Annotated in this window: 16 protein-coding genes; 6 read left to right on the plus strand and 10 right to left on the minus strand. The window is 56.3% G+C overall.

Annotated features, from left to right (window positions below; translation table 11 throughout):
• Window positions 1–7 precede the first annotated feature (7 nt).
• The 3 genes from ACR0LY_RS05705 (at window position 8) to ACR0LY_RS05715 (ending at window position 4529) form a co-directional block, all read left to right on the plus strand.
• A complete protein-coding gene (locus tag ACR0LY_RS05705) occupies window positions 8–1306 on the plus strand; it encodes a capsule biosynthesis protein (RefSeq protein WP_170348261.1) in 1299 nt (432 codons plus the stop codon).
• A gap of 92 nt (window positions 1307–1398) precedes the next feature.
• Window positions 1399–2529: a polysaccharide biosynthesis/export family protein gene (locus tag ACR0LY_RS05710; protein WP_170348260.1), complete on the plus strand. Its 1131-nt coding sequence runs from the start codon at window positions 1399–1401 to the stop codon at window positions 2527–2529.
• Window positions 2529–4529, plus strand: coding sequence for a capsular polysaccharide biosynthesis protein (locus tag ACR0LY_RS05715; RefSeq protein ID WP_170348259.1), 2001 nt, complete (start codon window positions 2529–2531; stop codon window positions 4527–4529). The genes ACR0LY_RS05710 and ACR0LY_RS05715 overlap by 1 nt, the downstream gene beginning before the upstream one ends.
• Here the strand turns inward: ACR0LY_RS05715 and ribD are convergent.
• The 6 genes from ribD to ACR0LY_RS05745 all read right to left on the minus strand — a co-directional run bounded on the left by ribD (window position 4526) and on the right by ACR0LY_RS05745 (window position 8113).
• Complete coding sequence (gene ribD / locus ACR0LY_RS05720) at window positions 4526–5626, minus strand: bifunctional diaminohydroxyphosphoribosylaminopyrimidine deaminase/5-amino-6-(5-phosphoribosylamino)uracil reductase RibD (RefSeq protein ID WP_170348258.1); 1101 nt, start codon at window positions 5624–5626, stop codon at window positions 4526–4528. The genes ACR0LY_RS05715 and ribD overlap by 4 nt on opposite strands.
• The gene (nrdR, locus tag ACR0LY_RS05725) at window positions 5623–6093 is read right to left on the minus strand and encodes a transcriptional regulator NrdR (RefSeq protein WP_005983889.1); all 471 of its coding nucleotides are present in this window, start codon (window positions 6091–6093) and stop codon (window positions 5623–5625) included. The genes ribD and nrdR overlap by 4 nt, the downstream gene beginning before the upstream one ends.
• A gap of 121 nt (window positions 6094–6214) precedes the next feature.
• Window positions 6215–6628 carry a secondary thiamine-phosphate synthase enzyme YjbQ gene (locus tag ACR0LY_RS05730; protein ID WP_170348257.1) on the minus strand — a complete coding sequence of 138 codons (414 nt, stop codon included), beginning with the start codon at window positions 6626–6628 and terminating at the stop codon, window positions 6215–6217.
• A gap of 18 nt (window positions 6629–6646) precedes the next feature.
• Window positions 6647–7048, minus strand: coding sequence for a hypothetical protein (locus ACR0LY_RS05735; protein WP_170348256.1), 402 nt, complete (start codon window positions 7046–7048; stop codon window positions 6647–6649).
• Window positions 7049–7126: 78 nt separating this feature from the next.
• Window positions 7127–7630 carry a DUF4166 domain-containing protein gene (locus ACR0LY_RS05740; protein WP_480640621.1) on the minus strand — a complete coding sequence of 168 codons (504 nt, stop codon included), beginning with the start codon at window positions 7628–7630 and terminating at the stop codon, window positions 7127–7129.
• Between the two features lie 45 nt (window positions 7631–7675).
• Window positions 7676–8113, minus strand: coding sequence for a thiol-disulfide oxidoreductase DCC family protein (locus ACR0LY_RS05745; protein ID WP_170348254.1), 438 nt, complete (start codon window positions 8111–8113; stop codon window positions 7676–7678).
• A 323-nt stretch (window positions 8114–8436) separates the two neighbouring features.
• Here ACR0LY_RS05745 and ACR0LY_RS05750 point away from each other — a divergent pair, with 323 nt between their 5' ends.
• Entirely contained in the window at window positions 8437–9441 is a 1005-nt protein-coding gene (locus ACR0LY_RS05750) for a helix-turn-helix domain-containing protein (protein ID WP_170348253.1), read from the plus strand.
• A gap of 201 nt (window positions 9442–9642) precedes the next feature.
• Here the strand turns inward: ACR0LY_RS05750 and rpoD are convergent, their stop codons facing one another.
• The 4 genes from rpoD to ACR0LY_RS05770 all read right to left on the minus strand — a co-directional run bounded on the left by rpoD (window position 9643) and on the right by ACR0LY_RS05770 (window position 15591).
• A complete protein-coding gene (rpoD, locus tag ACR0LY_RS05755; RefSeq protein ID WP_170348252.1) occupies window positions 9643–11631 on the minus strand; it encodes an RNA polymerase sigma factor RpoD in 1989 nt (662 codons plus the stop codon).
• A gap of 114 nt (window positions 11632–11745) precedes the next feature.
• Entirely contained in the window at window positions 11746–13695 is a 1950-nt protein-coding gene (gene dnaG / locus ACR0LY_RS05760) for a DNA primase (RefSeq protein WP_170348251.1), read from the minus strand.
• Window position 13696: 1 nt separating this feature from the next.
• Complete coding sequence (locus ACR0LY_RS05765; RefSeq protein WP_170348250.1) at window positions 13697–14032, minus strand: hypothetical protein; 336 nt, start codon at window positions 14030–14032, stop codon at window positions 13697–13699.
• A gap of 128 nt (window positions 14033–14160) precedes the next feature.
• The gene (locus tag ACR0LY_RS05770) at window positions 14161–15591 is read right to left on the minus strand and encodes a Glu/Leu/Phe/Val family dehydrogenase (protein ID WP_170348249.1); all 1431 of its coding nucleotides are present in this window, start codon (window positions 15589–15591) and stop codon (window positions 14161–14163) included.
• Between the two features lie 327 nt (window positions 15592–15918).
• Here ACR0LY_RS05770 and ACR0LY_RS05775 point away from each other — a divergent pair, with 327 nt between their 5' ends.
• Window positions 15919–17601, plus strand: coding sequence for a TadE/TadG family type IV pilus assembly protein (locus ACR0LY_RS05775; protein WP_170348248.1), 1683 nt, complete (start codon window positions 15919–15921; stop codon window positions 17599–17601).
• A 53-nt stretch (window positions 17602–17654) separates the two neighbouring features.
• Entirely contained in the window at window positions 17655–18128 is a 474-nt protein-coding gene (locus ACR0LY_RS05780; protein ID WP_480640624.1) for a TadE/TadG family type IV pilus assembly protein, read from the plus strand.
• Window positions 18129–18212: the final 84 nt, after the last annotated feature.

Below are 18212 nucleotides of genomic sequence, written 5' to 3' on the forward strand. Positions count from 1 at the left end.
AGTAGTGATGTCACCCGAAGCCAAAGGCCTGAACCGCCGTGTTTTCCTGTTTTTGCAGGGACCGCATGGCCCGTTTTTCAACGGGCTCGGGCGTATGCTGCGCTCTACGGGGGCCGAGGTTTGGCGCGTAGGGTTCAACGCCGGGGATCAGGCGTTCTGGTTTGACAAGGCCTCGTACATCCCATTCCTCGACACGCCCGAGCTTTGGCCAGACAGGTTGTCTGAGTTGATCGCAGATCGCGAAATCACGGATATTGTCCTGTACGGCGACACGCGCCCAATTCACGCCAGCGCCGTTAAGATTGCTCAAGCCAACGGCGTCACGGTTCACGTGTTTGAGGAAGGTTACCTACGCCCCTGGTGGGTAACGTATGAGCGGTTCGGCTCAAACGGAAACTCACGCCTGATGTCTTTGGGCGTCGATCAGATGCGACATGCACTGAATCAGTCGACAGCGCAGACACCACCGCCACCTTCGCATTGGGGGGATATGCGGCAGCACATCTTTTATGGGGCGCTCTATCATTGGTTTGTATTGTTTCGGAACCGACGTTATCGAAACTTCCGGCGGCATCGCGACCTACCTGTATCAAAGGAATTTAGCTTGTATTTCAAGCGGCTGGCACTGATGCCGTTTCACCGGCTTCAGCGCCGCTGGGCCACAGCGCGCGTTCTGGGGAGCAGTCACCCTTACCATCTGGCGCTGCTGCAACTGGGGCATGACAGCTCGGTTCAATCCCATTCGGACTATTCCTGCATGTCCGACTTTCTTGCGGATGTAATCCGTGGTTTTGCCAACGGCGCGCCCGCGCATCATCGGTTGGTGGTGAAAGAACATCCGCTGGAAAACCACCGCGAACCACTTCGCCACCGTGTGTATGCGCTGGCTCAAGCGCATGGAATTGCGGATCGCGTGCATTATGTGCCCGGCGGCAAGCTCGCCAAGCTTCTGGATGGTGCGAGTTCTGCCGTGACGATCAATTCTACTGCCGGGCAGCAGGTTTTGTGGCGTGGCATCCCGCTGCGCATCTTTGGCAAATCGGTCTATGACAAACCCGAATTCGTATCGCGCCAACCATTGGCGGCGTTCTTTGCCGGCCCGATGCCCCCGGATCAGGATGCCTATCAGACCTATCGCCGGTTTTTGTTGAAAACGAGTCAGGTGCCCGGAGGATTCTATTCCCGCCGGGGCCGCAGGCAGCTTTTGCGTGGCGTGGCGGATATGATGCTGAACGCCGCAGACCCCTATCAATCCGTCCTGTCCCACAAAGAGGCGCAGACGCCACAGTTAAAGCTTGTTGAGTAAAACTGGCCGGTTGGCGCTAGAAGTTATCGCGCGAACCGGGTAGCCTGCGCCCAACAAAAGACCATAACAAAAACGACCGAGGATTACCGGCAGTGCAGCGCTTTCCAATCCGATGGATACGGGGGATATCCCTTGTGACCGCAATTGGCCTGTTGGCCGGGTGTCAACTTCCGAAATCAGGGCCCAACAAGTCCGAAATTTTGGCGGGCTCCACGGAAAAAGGCGGCAATGCTTTTGTGGTCGAAGTTGATGACCGCGTCGCAAAGGCCACTTCGGCCATCCCTCAATACGGGTTTTCGTCCTCTTTTCGCAGTGCGCAACGCCTGGCGGCAGACACTGTTCGCCCCGGTGACGTCCTTGGCTTGACGGTTTGGGAAAACGTCGATGACGGCTTGCTGTCCGGTGAAATAAGCTCCTCCACTATCCTAGAACAGATACAGGTCGACAGCGACGGTTTCATCTTTGTGCCGTATGCCGGACGCATCCGGGCCTCGGGCAACACGCCCGAGCAACTGCGCCAACTGATCACCAGCGAATTGCAGGAACAAACACCTGATCCGCAAGTCGAAGTGCGCCGTGTCGCAGGGGATGGCGCAACCGTTTCGCTTAGCGGGGAAATCGGGGCAGCGGGCATTTATCCAATAGAGCGGCCAAGCCGTACCCTGTCCGGAATGCTGTCGCGGGCCGGCGGCGTTGCCGTGGGTTCGGACATCGCGCTGGTGACGCTGATCCGCGGAAATGACCGCGGGACGGTGTGGTATGACGATCTGGTGCGCAATCCCCAGTTGGACGTCGCGCTGCGCGGCGGAGACCGCATTCTGGTCGAAGCTGACAGCCGGTCCTACATCGCGCTTGGGGCCACTGGACAGTCGCGCGTGGCGTTCGACACACAAGACCTTTCGGCCCTTGAAGCTCTGGCGCAGGTGGGCGGCTTGCAATCCCTGTCCTCGGACCCGACCGGTATTTTCGTGCTACGTAAGGAACGGCAGGACATCGCGCGCAACGTCATGGGACGTCAGGATTTGCAGGGCGATCAGCGCATGATCTATCTGTTGAACTTGACCGCGCCCAATGGATTGTTCGTCGCTCGGGACTTCGTCATCCGTGACGACGACACGATCTATGTGACCGAAGCCCCATATGCGCAGTGGAGCAAATCGATCTCTTTGATCGCCGGTGGACTGACACCGGTTGCAAACGTCGCCACGCTGACGGGCGGCTGATGCAACTTGACCCAACAGCCGGGGCACAACGGACCCGGTTGCTTGTCTATAACGGTGGTTTCCTGACCCAACGCCGCATACGTCGCATCCTACACCTCAAGGGTTACGACATCCGGCTGGGTCTTCCCCGCGACGGAGACGTAGTGGGTGTTTGGGGCAACAGCCCAACTGCGCATCGCGGCTTTAGCATCGCGACCCGACACAACGCACCGATTCTGCGTGTCGAAGACGCCTTTTTGCGCTCGTTACATCCAGGGCGGACGGGTGAGCCGCCGCTGGGCCTGCTGCTTGATCGGTCGGGGGTTCATTTCGATCCTGCGCAGCCTTCGGATCTTGAAACCCTACTGGCCACGCATCCGCTGGACGATACCGCCCTGCTGAATCGGGCCCGGTATGGGACCGAAAGGATGCGCGAATTGCACCTCAGCAAGTATTCTGCCGTCGATCCCACCCTGCCCCCACCTGAACCAGGTTATGTTCTAGTGGTCGATCAGGCGCGAGATGATGCCTCGGTCACGGCCAGCGAGGGTGATGACGCACGCTTCCGCGAGATGCTGGTCATGGCACAAGAGGAAAACCCCGGTGCCCGTGTCCTGATCAAGACACATCCCGAAACCGCTGCCGGATATCGCAGCGGGTATTACTCGGATCAAGATATGACCGACCGGGTTTCGTTTGTAACCGAGCCCATCAGCCCATGGACTCTGCTAGAGGGTGCGGTCGGCGTCTACACCCTGTCATCGCAGTTGGGCTTTGAGGCTATAATGGCTGGCCACAAGCCGCGTGTCTTTGGCCAGCCCTTCTATGCCGGATGGGGGCTGACACAGGATGAGGTCTATTTCCCTCGCCGCCAGCGCAACCTGACCCGGGCACAGTTATTTGCCGCAGCAATGATCCTCTATCCTACATGGTACGACCCATACCGGGATCAGCTGTGCGAGTTGGAAACTGTGCTGGACACGCTCGAGGCGCAAACGAGGGCGTGGCGTCAGGATCATAAGGGGTGGACAGCCTCCGGCATGCGGCTGTGGAAGCGCAAACACCTGCAAGAGATGTTCGGTCGCGAAAAGAAGATTCGCTTCACTCCGACCCCGCCCGAAACACCCGACTGCCCGCATATGGTTTGGGCCAACCACGCCCGCGATGCGGAAGGCGCGATCAGGATCGAGGACGGTTTTCTGAGGTCCCGCGGGCTTGGCGCCAATCTGGTGCCGCCCCTGTCTTTGGCAACGGACGATCTGGGCATCTACTACGACCCGACACATCCAAGCCGGTTGGAGGAATTGATCACCGCACGTGAAACCCTGCGCCCGGATCAGGAATTGCGGGCCGAACGGTTGGTGGCGCAGATCGTTTCGGGCCAACTCAGCAAATACAATACCGGCGGAGCGCCCCCGGAACTGCCCGAAGGGCATCGCATTCTGGTTCCGGGTCAGGTCGAGGATGATGCCTCAATCCTGCTTGGCACTACGACTGTCCGCACAAACACCGACTTGCTGAGGGCCGCGCGTGAGGCAAACCCAAATGCGATCCTGATCTATAAGCCGCATCCTGATGTCGAGGCCGGACTGCGCGAAGGGTCGATTGGCGACGAAAGTCTCGCCGACGTGATCGCCACAGACACTGATCCAGCCGCGCTGCTGGCCCAAACACAAGAAGTCTGGACGATGACCTCTTTGCTTGGGTTCGAGGCCCTGTTGCGCGGGGTCCGTGTGACCACGCTTGGGGCCCCGTTTTATGCTGGGTGGGGGTTGACGAACGATCTGGGAACGGTACCGGCGCGACGTGGCGCAAGACCGTCCATCTTGGGTTTGGTTCATGCCGCGTTGATCGATTATCCACGATACCTCGATCCGCTTACCAGTTTGCCCTGCCCTGTCGAAGTCGCATTGCAACGCCTGACAGAGGGCAATGAACGAAAGAGCAGTATATCTCTGCGCTTGTTATCGAAACTGCAAGGCGCGCTTGCCACGCACACTCGCCTATGGCGTCGCCGCTAACGCAGCGCCCTCGCCCAGCGATGCAAAACATCCGGCCCGATGGCGCGGGTTTCGATCAGGTCAAACCGGGGGGCCGCGTCCAACTTATCCAGCCCCATTGATCCAATGGCGGGCAAGCCTTCGGCACCAATTGTCAGCCCCGCGCTAAAGCCCACCAGCTCATCCACCAGATCATCGGCCAGCAAGGACGCCGCAAGCGCCGACCCACCTTCGCAGAAAACGCGCGTCAACCCGGCCTGCCCAAGTTGTTGTAACAGGTCAGCGGCATCTATGTGATGTTCCTGCAGCGCACAGGGTATCAGACGTGCGCCCAGCCCCTCCCACGCGCGGGCCCGATCGGCATCAGGGGACGGACCATGGCATAGCCAAACCGGTATCTCAGCAGCCGTACGTGCCAATTGCCCCATCAGCGGAATATCCATGTGGCGTGACACTACCACTCGTACCGGCTGCGCCTCGATCCCCAGATCGCGAACAGTCAGAGACGGATCATCAGCCCTCGCTGTCCCTGCTCCGACTATCACCGCATCATGACGCGCGCGCATCGCGTGGACCGCCCGCCGCGCTTTCGGTCCCGTAATCCACTTGCTGTGACCGGTCGACGTCGCAATGCGCCCGTCAAAACTGCTGGCCAGTTTGAGCGTCACAAACGGGCGCCCCTGTTCCGTCTTCAGGAAAAACCCCGCGTGATCACGTGCAGCTTGTTCAGCCAAAACACCGGTGGTGACCTCAATCCCAGCCTCGCGCAACATGGCAAACCCCTGCCCTGCGACGCGCGGATCGCTATCCTCAATCGCGGAAACCACCCGCGACACACCTGCCTTGATCAGCGCCTCGGCGCATGGCGGTGTTTGACCGTGATGAGAACAAGGTTCCAGTGAGACATACGCAGTTGCGCCTCGCGCGGCCTCGCCCGCTTGGGCCAACGCCTGGGTTTCACCATGCGGTCGACCACCAGGTTGGGTCCAGCCACGCCCGACGATCCGACCGGCGCGCACGATAACACACCCTACCGCAGGGTTGGGCCAACACGTGCCCTGACCGCGCTGCCCCAATGACAAGGCCAGCGCCATATATCGCTTATCTGTTTCGCTCACTCGTCCGTCGAAGGCTGCGGCGGGCGCAGTTCGTGGACAAACTCCTCGAAGTCATCGGCCGCCTGGAAATTCTTGTATACACTCGCAAAGCGAACATAAGCCACGGTGTCGATCCGCGCCAGAGCTTCCATAACGATCTCTCCGATCTTGCTGGACGGGATATCGGTTTCACCCATGCTTTCCAGACGGCGGACAATGCCCGAAATCATCTGGTCGATCCGGTCAGGATCAATGGGGCGTTTCTGCATCGAAATGCGGATCGAACGTTCCAGCTTATCCCGGTCGAAATCCTCTCGTTTTCCGTTGGTTTTGATCACCACCAGATCGCGCAATTGTACACGTTCATATGTGGTAAAACGCCCCCCACAAGCGGGACAAAACCGACGTCTGCGGATCGCGACGTGATCCTCTGCCGGGCGTGAATCTTTGACCTGAGTGTCGATATTACCGCAAAACGGGCAGCGCATTCGCCCTCTCCTCGTCCCTTGTTCCGCTTCTTATTGTAAGCGCAGTGGCTTAGTTATCCACAACTATAGGGCAGCCGCTAGGATTTGGGTAGTCGGAAATTTTAACCGCTAGATCATGAATCTACGCGAAATGCGCCGCAACCTTTCGGTGATGCGGCGCAGTTCGATGTTCAAACAGATATATACCCTGCCAAGTGCCCAGAACGGGTTGTCCGGACACCACAGGAATCGACAGGGAAACCGGCAAAAGCGCGGCTTTGATATGGGCTGGCATATCATCGGGACCTTCATAGGTGTGCCGCAGATACGCCATCGACGGGTGATCCGACGGCGGCACCAGCCGATCGAAGAACGCACGCAAATCCGCCTGCACTTCGGGGTCCGCGTTTTCCTGAATGACCAGCGAACAAGAGGTGTGCCGCACGAACAGTGTCAGCAACCCATCCCCCCCGACTGAGTTCAGCCAGTCACGCACATCCGGAGTGAACTCATAAAGTCCGGGACCCCGCGCTGAAATTAAAAACTCGGTCTTCATTAGGTGGACAGGCCTGTATTAGTCAAAGATTGGCCGAGCAGTACACCGGCCATTGGCGGCCGAAACTGACATACTGAAACCCGGCTGAAACCCCGCCGAGAAAACACCACTGCTTTGCTGCTGAACGGTCTCCGGTGCCGTAAGCGAAAACTGCACGGCTGTTCTGCGCCCCGTGGCTTCACTTGGACCATAACCGCGTTTGACATAAATCCGCTGTTGCCAGCTGGCGCCCAGTGTTCTGCGTGCAAAATCTGAAGCGGCACACCAATACCCGTCTATATCGGTCCGTCCGCGCGGGATCACCTCAAAGACTGTGTTGCTAAGCGCTACGGTCTGATAGCCAAACCGAGCGAACGTCGCCGATGCCGGCGTGGTCAACACCAACGCCGCGAATACCGCGTAAGTCATAACCTTTTTCATAATCACACTCTTTCCTGTTTCGAGGTAGGTATTGACCTAGTGTACTCTAAATTCAAACAAAGCCGGTTCACGATGAATTCAATCCGGGTCCATCTGTACGTGAACAAGTTTCAACCAGCCGCTATACCGGATCAATACCCCAAGGCCCGGCACTTTGGCCGAGACATCAAAGCAAAAATCCCCTGTTTCGCTCTGCCATTCTACGGTTGATGAGCGTGGCAGCAAAAATGCCGGGCAACGAAGACCCAAAATGCTCAGGCCCCGGATGTGGATCAACAGGTGTTCAGCTTCGACCTCGGGTTCCAGCCACAGCGTCAGCCAGCCCAGCTTTTCACGAACGCAATCTGCGCCGTGATCAAATGTCAGGAGGGATCGAGTCGTGTGGCCATCAAAATCACGTACCCACTGCCATGTGTCATCGTCACGGTCTATCCGAACTTGCACCGGTATGTCGTTGGCGCTTCGAGGAAACCGTCCGAGGTGCAAAGCAAGCCTGATCAGCCACCCTCGTCCCTCGACAATATCGCACCGTCCCGCGTAGTGACCTGTATTGGAATGCAACTGCTGAAGGGCCAAGGGCACTTCTACCCCGGCAGGAAGGGATTGCAAAAACGGATCGGGTTCCACTCAAAATCCCTCGGGCAAAAAACGGGATCGCAGTGCGGCATCCGGGATCATACAGGTCGGATTGCGTCCGAATATCTTGTACCTGTTACGTGCAATGGCATGATACAGCGGCTCTTTGATCCAACTGGGCAGGAACCTACAAAAAGACAAGATCGGCCAAATCCCCGGCAGCGCGCCCATCGCCGCGGCGAAGGCATCCAGACGTTGATGTACATTGCCGTTCACGATCACCAGGTTGGTTTCAAAATCCTGCATGGGCAATCCAAGCTCTTGGTACAGCCTTTGCCCTAGCGGCGATTGCGCCGTTGCGAATTTAAAACGCTGCGCTTTATCCCTCATCGTCATGAATTGAAAAAAACCTGAACACAGAACACATTCCCCATCAAAAACAATGGCATCCTGAGCATCCACCAATTCTGAGACGGCAAAGTTTGGCATATCTGTTGCGCCCGTTAGCTTTCCTACCCGCACCCTTTCACCATGGTCCGGACCGGGCAATGCGACATGAGGCCGTCTGCTTCAAACGCGTGAATGTGCCGGGGAGCCACCGGTTTTGGTGGTTTTTTATCCAGGGCTCTGACCTCATCCCCACAAGGTGCTAACCCGACAACGGACGGGAAATACAAAATGTCTGACCTTGGGTCTTGTGTTTGCCGGCCAAAACCATTCGAATTCCAGACATTGAAGCAATACATGGGATCGACAAACGCCCAATACGCAACAACGGCATTAAACCCGATTGAAAACACGGTGGAACAGCCATGGAAGTTGATATCGCCCGCATTCAGTTATTGACCAAAGCGCTTGATCAACGAACAAACGGCGCCGAAGCATCTGACCGTATACTGGAAAAGTGTAAACTCTCACGGGATAGAATTGCAGCGCCGACCACAACGTGCAGCGCCCATCAAGAAGCCCTGTTTGCACGCTATGCCTGCGATACCGTCGGAGATATTACCTTTGCCGCGCAGACCGGGTTGCAGTTTTCTTCGTCCTCTAGCCTGACGGCGTATATCAGTAAGTATTCGCGCGACCTGCGGCAGGTGATCGAGAACACCTCGCGCTTTCATATGTTCATCGACCCGGCCATAGCCTTTGCACTGCGCCTTGCCGGAAACTTTGCCACTATTGAGGCCGAATGGAAGGATGCCAGTTTTGCTCGGTATCACCGCCGGACCGAATTCCTCATGTTCGCCGGATTGGCCCGCATGCGCACCCTGACGCAATCGAATTTCCGTCCCATTGAGATACGGTTTCAGCACGAGGTTGGGAGAAACAGCGATAAATTTCAAATACTTGCAGGGTTTCCCGTTGTTTTCGGTGCAGAGAGACTGGAAATCGTCTTTGCCGTATCCTCGTTGGATTTGCCGGTTCCGACCTACGATTCAAACCTGCGCTTGCATCTTCTGGAATATGGTGAACGTGTCCTGGCAGAGCGACGCTCGCCCAAGCAAAAACTGCGCGCACAGGTCGAAGGGCTGATTACCCGCTCGCTGCCCGGCACTGTCATTCACGCCGATGAGGCCGCCGCAAATCTTGGGATGAGTCCGCGTACCTTCACGCGGCGGCTCAAGGACGAAGGGGCAACCTATCGCGATATCGTTGACGATCTTAGATGCGATCTGGCGCAAACCTTTATCACCAACGGCATGGCGCTGTCCGAGATTGCCTATTCGTTGGGCTACGCCGATCAACCGGCCTTTTCGACCGCTTTCAAACGCTGGACCGGTCAGGCCCCCAGCACTTTCCGCAGTCGTCTGGATTAATCGGATGCGCTATATGGCAAGTGGCCGGGGGTCATCAGCCGCAAAGCCTCACCCCGGCCTGTCCCATGAGTGGACAATGCGGATATAAATAGGTGCAGGGGTCTTGCCTTGTGACTTCCCGCCAATTTGATCTTTCCAATGGACAATGTGAAAGCGCGTGGGGTGAAAGAAAAAAGGCGCCACTCTCGGGGCGCCTTGGTTTTATTGATCCAGGAAAGACCGCAGTTTTCGCGACCGGCTGGGATGTTTCAGCTTGCGCAATGCTTTCGCTTCGATCTGACGGATACGTTCGCGGGTCACACTGAACTGTTGACCGACCTCTTCCAGCGTATGGTCGGTGTTCATGCCGATGCCAAAACGCATCCGCAGCACCCGCTCTTCGCGCGGGGTGAGCGAGGCAAGAACCCGTGTCGTCGTTTCCTTGAGGTTTTCCTGAATGGCGCTGTCCAGCGGCAGCACGGCATTCTTGTCCTCGATGAAATCGCCCAGTTGGCTGTCTTCTTCGTCGCCAATCGGCGTCTCAAGGCTGATCGGCTCTTTGGCGATCTTCATCACCTTGCGAACCTTTTCCAGCGGCATTTGCAGCTTTTCAGCCAGTTCTTCTGGCGTCGGCTCGCGCCCGATCTCGTGCAGCATCTGACGGCCGGTCCGAACCAGCTTGTTGATCGTCTCGATCATGTGGACCGGAATACGGATTGTACGGGCCTGATCCGCAATTGAGCGCGTGATCGCCTGACGAATCCACCAGGTCGCATAGGTCGAGAACTTATAGCCGCGGCGGTATTCGAACTTGTCTACCGCCTTCATCAGGCCGATGTTACCTTCCTGAATAAGATCAAGGAATTGCAGGCCGCGGTTCGTGTACTTTTTGGCAATCGAAATCACCAGACGCAGGTTTGCCTCGACCATTTCCTTCTTGGCCTGCCGCGCCTCTTTTTCACCCTTCTGAACTTGCTGCACGATGCGGCGGAATTCGGGGATATCCAGACCGACATATTGCCCGACCTGAGCCATATCGTTGCGCAGTTCCTCGACTTTGGCAGTCGAGCGTTCGATGAACATCTGCCAACCCCGACCGGGTTTTTCAGCCATCTCGGCCAGCCAGTTCGGGTCCAGTTCACGGCCACGATAAGCGTCGATAAACTCGCGACGATTGATACGGGCTTGGTCCGCCAGCTTCACCATCGCGCTGTCCAGCGACATGATACGACGGTTGATACCGTAAAGCTGGTCGATCAGCGCTTCGATACGGTTGTTGTGCAGGTGAAGACCGTTCACCAGTTCAACAATCTCGGCCCGTAGCTTTTGATAGGTCTCTTCGTCCTTGGCGCTGAACGTGCCATCTTCGTTCAGCGTGGCCGAAATCCGGCTGTCCTGCATTTCCGAAAGCATCGCGAAATCGGTCGAGATTCGCTCCAGCGTGGTCAGCACCTGATCTTTCAGGGCCGCTTCCATCGCGGCCAGAGACATGTTGGCCTGATCATCTTCGTCATCATCGTCATCATTGGCGATCGGATTGCCATCCGCGTCCAGTTCCGGTCCGCTGTCCTTGGCTGGCTTTGCCGCCTGTACGGCTGACGTGTCGACGACCGGTTCTTCGACATCGCCGTCTTCGTCCAACTGGTTGCCAAATGTGGCCTCCAGGTCAATGACGTCACGCAGCAGAATGTCTTCGGACAACAATTCGTCGTGCCAGATGGTAATCGCCTGGAAGGTCAGCGGGCTTTCGCACAGACCGGCGATCATGGTGTTGCGACCGGCCTCGATCCGCTTGGCGATCGCAATCTCGCCCTCACGGCTTAGCAGTTCGACGCTGCCCATCTCGCGCAGATACATGCGCACGGGGTCGTCAGTGCGGTCCAGCTTTTCCGTTGCAGCACCGGACAACGCAACCTCACGGTTGCTTTCCGTGGTGGTCAGTTCGGTCGAGCCTTTGTTCTCTTCCTCTTCGGCCTCTTCATCTTCGATGATGTTGATGCCCATTTCGGACAGCATCGACATAACGTCTTCGATCTGTTCCGAGCTGACCTGGTCAGGCGGCAGCACCTGATTGAGCTGGTCGTAGGTGATGTAACCTTTCTCGCGGGCCTCGGCGATCATCTTCTTGACGTTGGCCTGGCTCATGTCCAACGAGATTTCCTGTTCCTGCTCGTCGGATTTGCGGTCTTCGTTCGTATCCTTGGCGGCCATTCAATGCTCCTGCAGGGATGGGTGATTCGTTTCAACCGAATCATTAGCGCGTAGAAGTGATTCGGCCACCCGTTTACCTGTTTTTCTTTTCCAGTGCCTTACGAAAACACCACTTCACCGGCGTTTCCGTTCAAAATTGATGCCCGACATGATTGCCTTGAACGCATCTTTCTCGTCGCGGTTGATCCGCGCGCCATTGTCGGCGATGTCGAAAACGGCCCTGTCCTCGTTCTGGCTGCGGCTTGTGCGGTTGCGTTCTTCGGCGGCTTGCGCCAATCGGTACGTCAACGCCTCATCGGCCAGATCGGACAGTTCCTCTGCAGCTTCGGCAATCTCAGCATCCAACCCCCGGAGCGCTTTGATCTTTGCGAGTTCCTCGGCCAGCGTCATCTCGGCCTTTTCAACGTCGCCTGGTTTGTACACACAAGGGATTACTGCGACATGGCGAAGGGCCAGCAGGTTTTCAAGGGCTTGGGGCCCCAAAGTTTCGGCAATGTGGTCTTTCAGGTTGTCAGGATCATCAATCGCGTGCCGCAGGATCGCATGGCGCAGGGCTGCATGGTCGGAATCGCGGCACTCCATATCCTCCAATTGATGCTCAAACTGCACAACGACTTCGGGGTTAAGCGCAGCAATTGCAAGAATAGCCGCTTCGCGCAGTTGAATCTCGGCACCTTCAGACGAAGCCAAAAACGATGCCCGCGCGTCAGGCGTTGCTGGCTGTTTCTGCGGTTGCCACTTGCCCCGAGGTTGCCATTGGCGGTTCCCAGATTGCCGCTGCGGGCGGAACAATTGCCACCGCAGATCCTTAATCTCTTGCCCGTAATGAGAGCGGATCGAAGGGTCACGGATCAGTTTGATCTTGTCCCTCAGCACCTTATCCAACGCTGCCTTACGTTCCGGGCTGTCAAAGACCTTGCCTTCGGTTTCGCGCTGCCACAGTAATTTGACCATCGGAATGGCCCCATCCAGCACGGCCTGCACCGCCCCTGCCCCTTCGGCACGCAACAGATCGTCGGGGTCCTTGCCTTCGGGCATCAGGGCAAAGCGCAGGGATTTCCCGGCCTCCAGCAACGGCAGAGCCAGATCAACCGCCCGCATGGCGGCCCGCAGACCCGCCGTATCGCCATCCAGTGCAATGATCGGCTCGTCCGAGATACGCCATAGCAATTGCAACTGATGCTCGGTAATCGCGGTACCTAGCGGCGCGACCGAGGCACCAAACCCAGCCTCTGCCAGAGCAATCACGTCCATGTACCCTTCGGCCACGACCAAGGGCAGCCCTTTGCCCGCAGACTGCCGAGCGGGCCCGTGGTTATAGAGGCTGCGTCCCTTGTCGAACAACTCAGTCTCGGGCGAGTTCAGATATTTGGCGTTGTCGGCCGGGTCCATCGCCCGCCCGCCAAAGGCGATGCAACGCCCGCGCGGGTCGCGGATCGGGAACATGATCCGATTGCGGAACGTATCATAAGGCTTTTTGCCCTTGTTCGACGGCTTAGCCAAACCCGCGCCAAGGATCAAATCCTCGGCCACGTTCTTGCCCCGCAGATGGTCCCACAGCGCCTGCCAACCATCCGGGGCAAAGCCAATTTCCCAGCGCTCCAACGCCTGCGCATCCAATCCGCGGCGTGACAAGTAATCGCGCGCCGCCCCCCCCGCCCCGGTCTTCAGTTGCAGGCGGAAGAATTGCACTGCCTGCTCCATCACCTCGGCCAGTTGCGACCGGCGGTCCTGCTTTTCCTGTGCTTTGGGATCGCGCGCAGGCATCGGCATCCCGACCTCGCGCGCCAGAATCTCAACTGCCTCGATGAACGACACATTTTCGGTCTCCTTCACGAAGCTTATCGCATCGCCTTTGGCGTGACAGCCAAAGCAATAATAGAACCCCTTTTGGTCATCGACATGGAAGGATGCGGTCTTTTCGTGATGGAATGGGCATGGCGCCCACATGTCGCCTTTGCCCTGATTGGACTTGCGGGCATCCCACATGACCTTGCGCCCAACGACCTGAGACAAGCTCAGGCGGGTGCGCAGTTCATCTAGAAATCCGGGGGGCAGCGACATCTTAGTTGGTGATGTTGTTTTTTAAGGCCTGTATCTCATCCCAATTGTCCACACATTGTTGGTAGAGGATTTCACCAAGGTCCTGCTTGCGTAATTCTCGCTTTTTTAGCTCGTAAACCCATGGGGCTAACCCGGGGATCGCGGAATTGTAGTTGGATGGCCATGGCGGATTGCTTGACACAATAGTCTCAGCAACGTCAGCTTCTTTCACCCGATCCAGCCGGGCCTGTTGAATTGCTCGAACGACGTCAGCTTGATACCCACAGCTTTCTTCCTTGGTTTCCTGAGCCATTGCAGGTGTCGACAAAAGGATAAAGGCGAGCAAGGGACGAAACATTGTACGGCTCCGGAATCAGTTGAGTTCCGTAGAGTCTAACCCTCAGAAGCGGCACCTGCTATCACCCTTTTCGACGAAGGAGCCATATTTGATCGGCGGGGCGTCAAAACACCCCACCGACGAAAGTGTTATAGCCCTTTGGCGCGGTAGCTTTTCGAGACGCGATCAATGGCCACGATATAAGCCGCCGTCCGCAGATCTTCGACATCATCACGGCTGTGCCAGACCTCGCGCATGGATTGGTAGGCAATGCGCATCGTGTCATCGAGGCCCGAACGAACCAATTCCAGCTCATCCGCACCTTTGAGGTATTTGGCCTTAAAGTCCGGGGACATCGACCACGCATCGCCCAGATACCGATCCAGCCGCTCCAACTCGCTGACGATCAGCTCGTGGCGGGCTTCTTCCTGACGACGCTGCATCCGGCCAAAGCGGATATGGCTGAGGTTTTTCACCCATTCAAAGTAAGACACCGTCACACCGCCGGCATTCGCGTACATGTCCGGAATGATCACGGTGCCTTTTTTGCGCAGGATTTCATCCGCACCCGCCGTCACAGGACCATTCGCCGCCTCGATGATCAAGGGTGCCTTGATCCGTTCGGCGTTGGATAGGTTGATGACACCTTCAAGGGCCGCCGGAATGAGGATGTCGCAGTCTGCTTCCAGAACCTCGGCACCTTCGGCAGAATGCGTTGCATCCGGATAGTCGCTAACACCGCCATGCTTGACGATCCACTGCCGGACCGATTCAACGTCAATCCCGTCGGGATTATAGAGCGCACCATCCCATTCAACGATACCGACAATACGAGAGCCGTCCTCTTCACTCAGGAACTTTGCGGCGTGATATCCCACGTTGCCCAACCCCTGCACGACAACGCGTTTGCCGTCCAGCTTGCCGGACAGGCCTGCCTTCTGCACGTCCTCAGAGTGGCGGAAGAACTCACGCAATGCGTATTGAATGCCCCGCCCTGTGGCTTCGACACGTCCGGCGATACCACCGGCATTCAGCGGCTTGCCGGTGACACAGGCACGCGCATTGATATCGGTTGTGTTCATTCGTGCGAACTGGTCAGCAATCCACGCCATCTCGCGCTCGCCCGTGCCCATATCGGGCGCAGGCACGTTCTGAGACGGGTTGATCAGATCGCGCTTGGCCAATTCATAAGCAAAACGCCGCGTGATCTGTTCCAACTCATGTTCTTCATACTGCCGGGGATCAATGCACAAGCCACCTTTCGAGCCGCCAAACGGTGTCTCAACCAATGCACACTTGTAAGTCATCAGTGCCGCCAGAGCTTCGACTTCGTCCTGATTCACGGCCAGAGCATAGCGAATACCGCCCTTGACCGGCTCCATATGCTCAGAGTGAACCGACCGATATCCGGTGAAAGTATGAATCTCACCCCGCAGGCGAACGCCGAAACGCACGGTGTAGGTCGCGTTGCAGACCCGGATTTTCTCCTCCAACCCCGGAGGCAGGTCCATCAGGGACGCTGCCCTGTTGAACATGAGGTCCACACTCTCGCGAAAGCTGGGTTCTTTAATGGCCGTCATTTAATCCTCCGTGCCAGCGAACGGTTTACGTTCTGACGTTTTGTCGCACCCATTGGGTAAACGATCAATAATTAAGCAGAAATAAAACTCGAAAAACGCATCAAAAATACTGTGACGGTCGCTGAGTCGCCCAATTCGACACCTAGTATCGATATTGTCGCCCAACCGAAGACAGAAGCGCTCATCGCCCGCGAATTATCCCGCTTTTGCTTGTAAATCAGTCAAGTCAGCAGCTTTTTCGCCTAAATCCCGCCACGATTCGGCGTTAATTTTTGAGAGTTAATATTTCCTTAGCAGTTTGGATGTCTGCTCAGCGAGGTCATCAAGATGAATAAGCGCGTATTTCAAAGCGGCTCAAAGAGATCTAAAAAAAAGGCTTCGGTCGCCCGCCGTTTCGCCAAAGACGAAGGTGGTGCGGTATTCACGCTTTTTGTGCTTATCGGCCTTCTGATGATGTTTGCGACAACCGGTCTGGGCGTCGACATCATGAAGTTCGAGCGCGAAAGAGCGACGATGCAAGCAACGTTGGATCGCGCTGTCCTTGCTGCTGCCAACTTGGATCAAGTTGATGTAGACCCCAAGCTGGTGGCTGAAGAGTACATCAAGAAATCTGGGTTGGGTGACGTCAACTACGACATCGAGGTCATTGAAGGCATCGGATCTCGGAAAGTGATCGCGTCGGCAGATAAAACCGTCACAACAAACTTCATGAGGTTTGTGTACATCGACACTTTGACCGCCTCAGCGACAAGTACCGCGGAAGAATCTGTTGGTTCTGTTGAAATTTCCCTAGTTCTGGACATGTCCGGTTCGATGACTCGGGCATCCGCCACGGAAGGCCGATCCAAAATTGCGGTTCTGCGCGATGCGGCTAAAAGTTTCGTGGACACAATGTATGAGAAAGAAAATCCGGATAAGATTTCAATCTCGATCATCCCCTACGCCACGCAAGTGAACGCGGGCGAGGATATTCTGGGCAAGTTCACAAACGTAACAAATGAACACAATTACTCGCATTGCCTGAACTTTAGCTCATCAGATTTCCGGCAGGCTGCTTTGGACCCAACCGCCTCGTTTGACCGCACCGCCCATTTTGATCGCTATCGGACAAGCAGAACGCAATGGGAAGAACCCAGGTATCTTACTTGCCCAACGCGGGACGGTAGTGAAATCACCGCTCATACAAACGATATCGATAAATTGCATGACCGGATCGACGATCTTACGGCGCAGGGCAACACTTCGATCGACATCGGCGTAAAGTGGGGCATGGCGTTGCTGGACCCCGATTTTCAGGACATCATAAATGACTTGTCGGCACAGAGAGTCAGCTCGTCTTCGACCGAGACCATTGTTCCTGCTACTTTCGGTGACCGTCCGAAAAACTATGAAGACGATGTAGAAAAAATTCTCATTGTGTTTACCGATGGCGAAAATACCTCACAATACAGGCTGGAAGAAGATCTGCGTGACGGGAATTCGGATGTCTGGTTCAACGCTGGTTACACGCATTGGGACGGCAAAGTAGGTGAATACAGCGTCAGAATTACGGAACCTGGCGTAGAACCGCCCGTTTATTATTGGTCCCGTCAGCAGGAATACCGTAACCACCGTCATGGCGATCAAGAGGATGGTGATGCCATTCGCCTGACTTATCCTGAATTGTTCAACCGTGCGTCTCTGCGCTGGAACGCCGAAAACAACTACCGCTTTGACAGCAATCGTATCAACAACTGGTATTACGGTGCATATAACTCTATCGGTTCGTCCACTAAAAATATTCGCACCTCGGATATTTGTGCGGCCGCTAAAAATAAGGGTGTGATCGTCTACGGCATTGCCTTCGAAGCACCTGCAGTCGGCGTGACCACCATCGAGGATTGCGCCAGCAGCCCCAGCACAGTTTATGCAGTCAACAGCGATGGGACGTTGGGCAGCGCCAATCTGACCCTTCAACAGGTGTTCGAATCCATCGCTGCTTCGATCAAACAATTGAAGTTGACGCAATGACCCGTGGGTTTCTGAAAAATATACTACGGTTCAGACGGTCCGAGAAAGGCGGGTTGGCGGTTGAGTTCGTCATCCTGTTCCCCTTGTACCTCGTCGTCATACTGTGCGCCGTGGAATATGCACTGGTTTCCGTAAAACAAGTTATGCTGGAACGTGCTGTCGATATGGTTGTCCGTGATATTCGCCTTGGGACCGGATCAGGGCCCACGCACGATCAAATCAAGGATGCAATTTGCGAAAGATCCCTCGTAATTGACGATTGCACGAGTAACTTGCAGCTGGAAATGATCCGTCAGAGCGCCTTCACTGGCGTCACGCTGCCTGTGTCACCGGACTGTACGGACCGTGCGGAACCGACAAAACCCGTTCGGGAATTCACGAATGGTCCGGCAAATGAGTTGATGATCTTGCGCGCTTGCGCACAGATTGATCCGGTTTTCCCCGGATCAGACATGGCAGTCGCCTTAGTCAGTGACGATGGTGTGATCTCTCTAACTTCAACGACCGCTTTTGTTCAGGAGCCTTGATACAATGCGTTTTCTTACTAGAATCCGACAGTATCTGAGAAGCTCCGCACGGCGTGAGAGCGGGAGCCTCACCCTGGAGTCCCT

It is taken from the genome of Ruegeria sp. BC5, from assembly GCF_056539205.1.

Coding starts and splice junctions, on each gene's coding strand:
- nrdR (WP_005983889.1), bottom strand. CDS start 6,093: ATGCGCTGCCCGTTTTGCGGTAATATCGACACTCAGGTCAAAGATTCA.
- ACR0LY_RS05770 (WP_170348249.1), bottom strand. CDS start 15,591: ATGACGGCCATTAAAGAACCCAGCTTTCGCGAGAGTGTGGACCTCATG.
- ACR0LY_RS05735 (WP_170348256.1), bottom strand. CDS start 7,048: ATGAAAAAGGTTATGACTTACGCGGTATTCGCGGCGTTGGTGTTGACC.
- ACR0LY_RS05705 (WP_170348261.1), top strand. CDS start 8: ATGTCACCCGAAGCCAAAGGCCTGAACCGCCGTGTTTTCCTGTTTTTG.
- ACR0LY_RS05765 (WP_170348250.1), bottom strand. CDS start 14,032: ATGTTTCGTCCCTTGCTCGCCTTTATCCTTTTGTCGACACCTGCAATG.
- ACR0LY_RS05750 (WP_170348253.1), top strand. CDS start 8,437: ATGGAAGTTGATATCGCCCGCATTCAGTTATTGACCAAAGCGCTTGAT.
- rpoD (WP_170348252.1), bottom strand. CDS start 11,631: ATGGCCGCCAAGGATACGAACGAAGACCGCAAATCCGACGAGCAGGAA.
- ACR0LY_RS05730 (WP_170348257.1), bottom strand. CDS start 6,628: ATGAAGACCGAGTTTTTAATTTCAGCGCGGGGTCCCGGACTTTATGAG.
- dnaG (WP_170348251.1), bottom strand. CDS start 13,695: ATGTCGCTGCCCCCCGGATTTCTAGATGAACTGCGCACCCGCCTGAGC.
- ACR0LY_RS05775 (WP_170348248.1), top strand. CDS start 15,919: ATGAATAAGCGCGTATTTCAAAGCGGCTCAAAGAGATCTAAAAAAAAG.
- ACR0LY_RS05715 (WP_170348259.1), top strand. CDS start 2,529: ATGCAACTTGACCCAACAGCCGGGGCACAACGGACCCGGTTGCTTGTC.
- ACR0LY_RS05745 (WP_170348254.1), bottom strand. CDS start 8,113: ATGCCAAACTTTGCCGTCTCAGAATTGGTGGATGCTCAGGATGCCATT.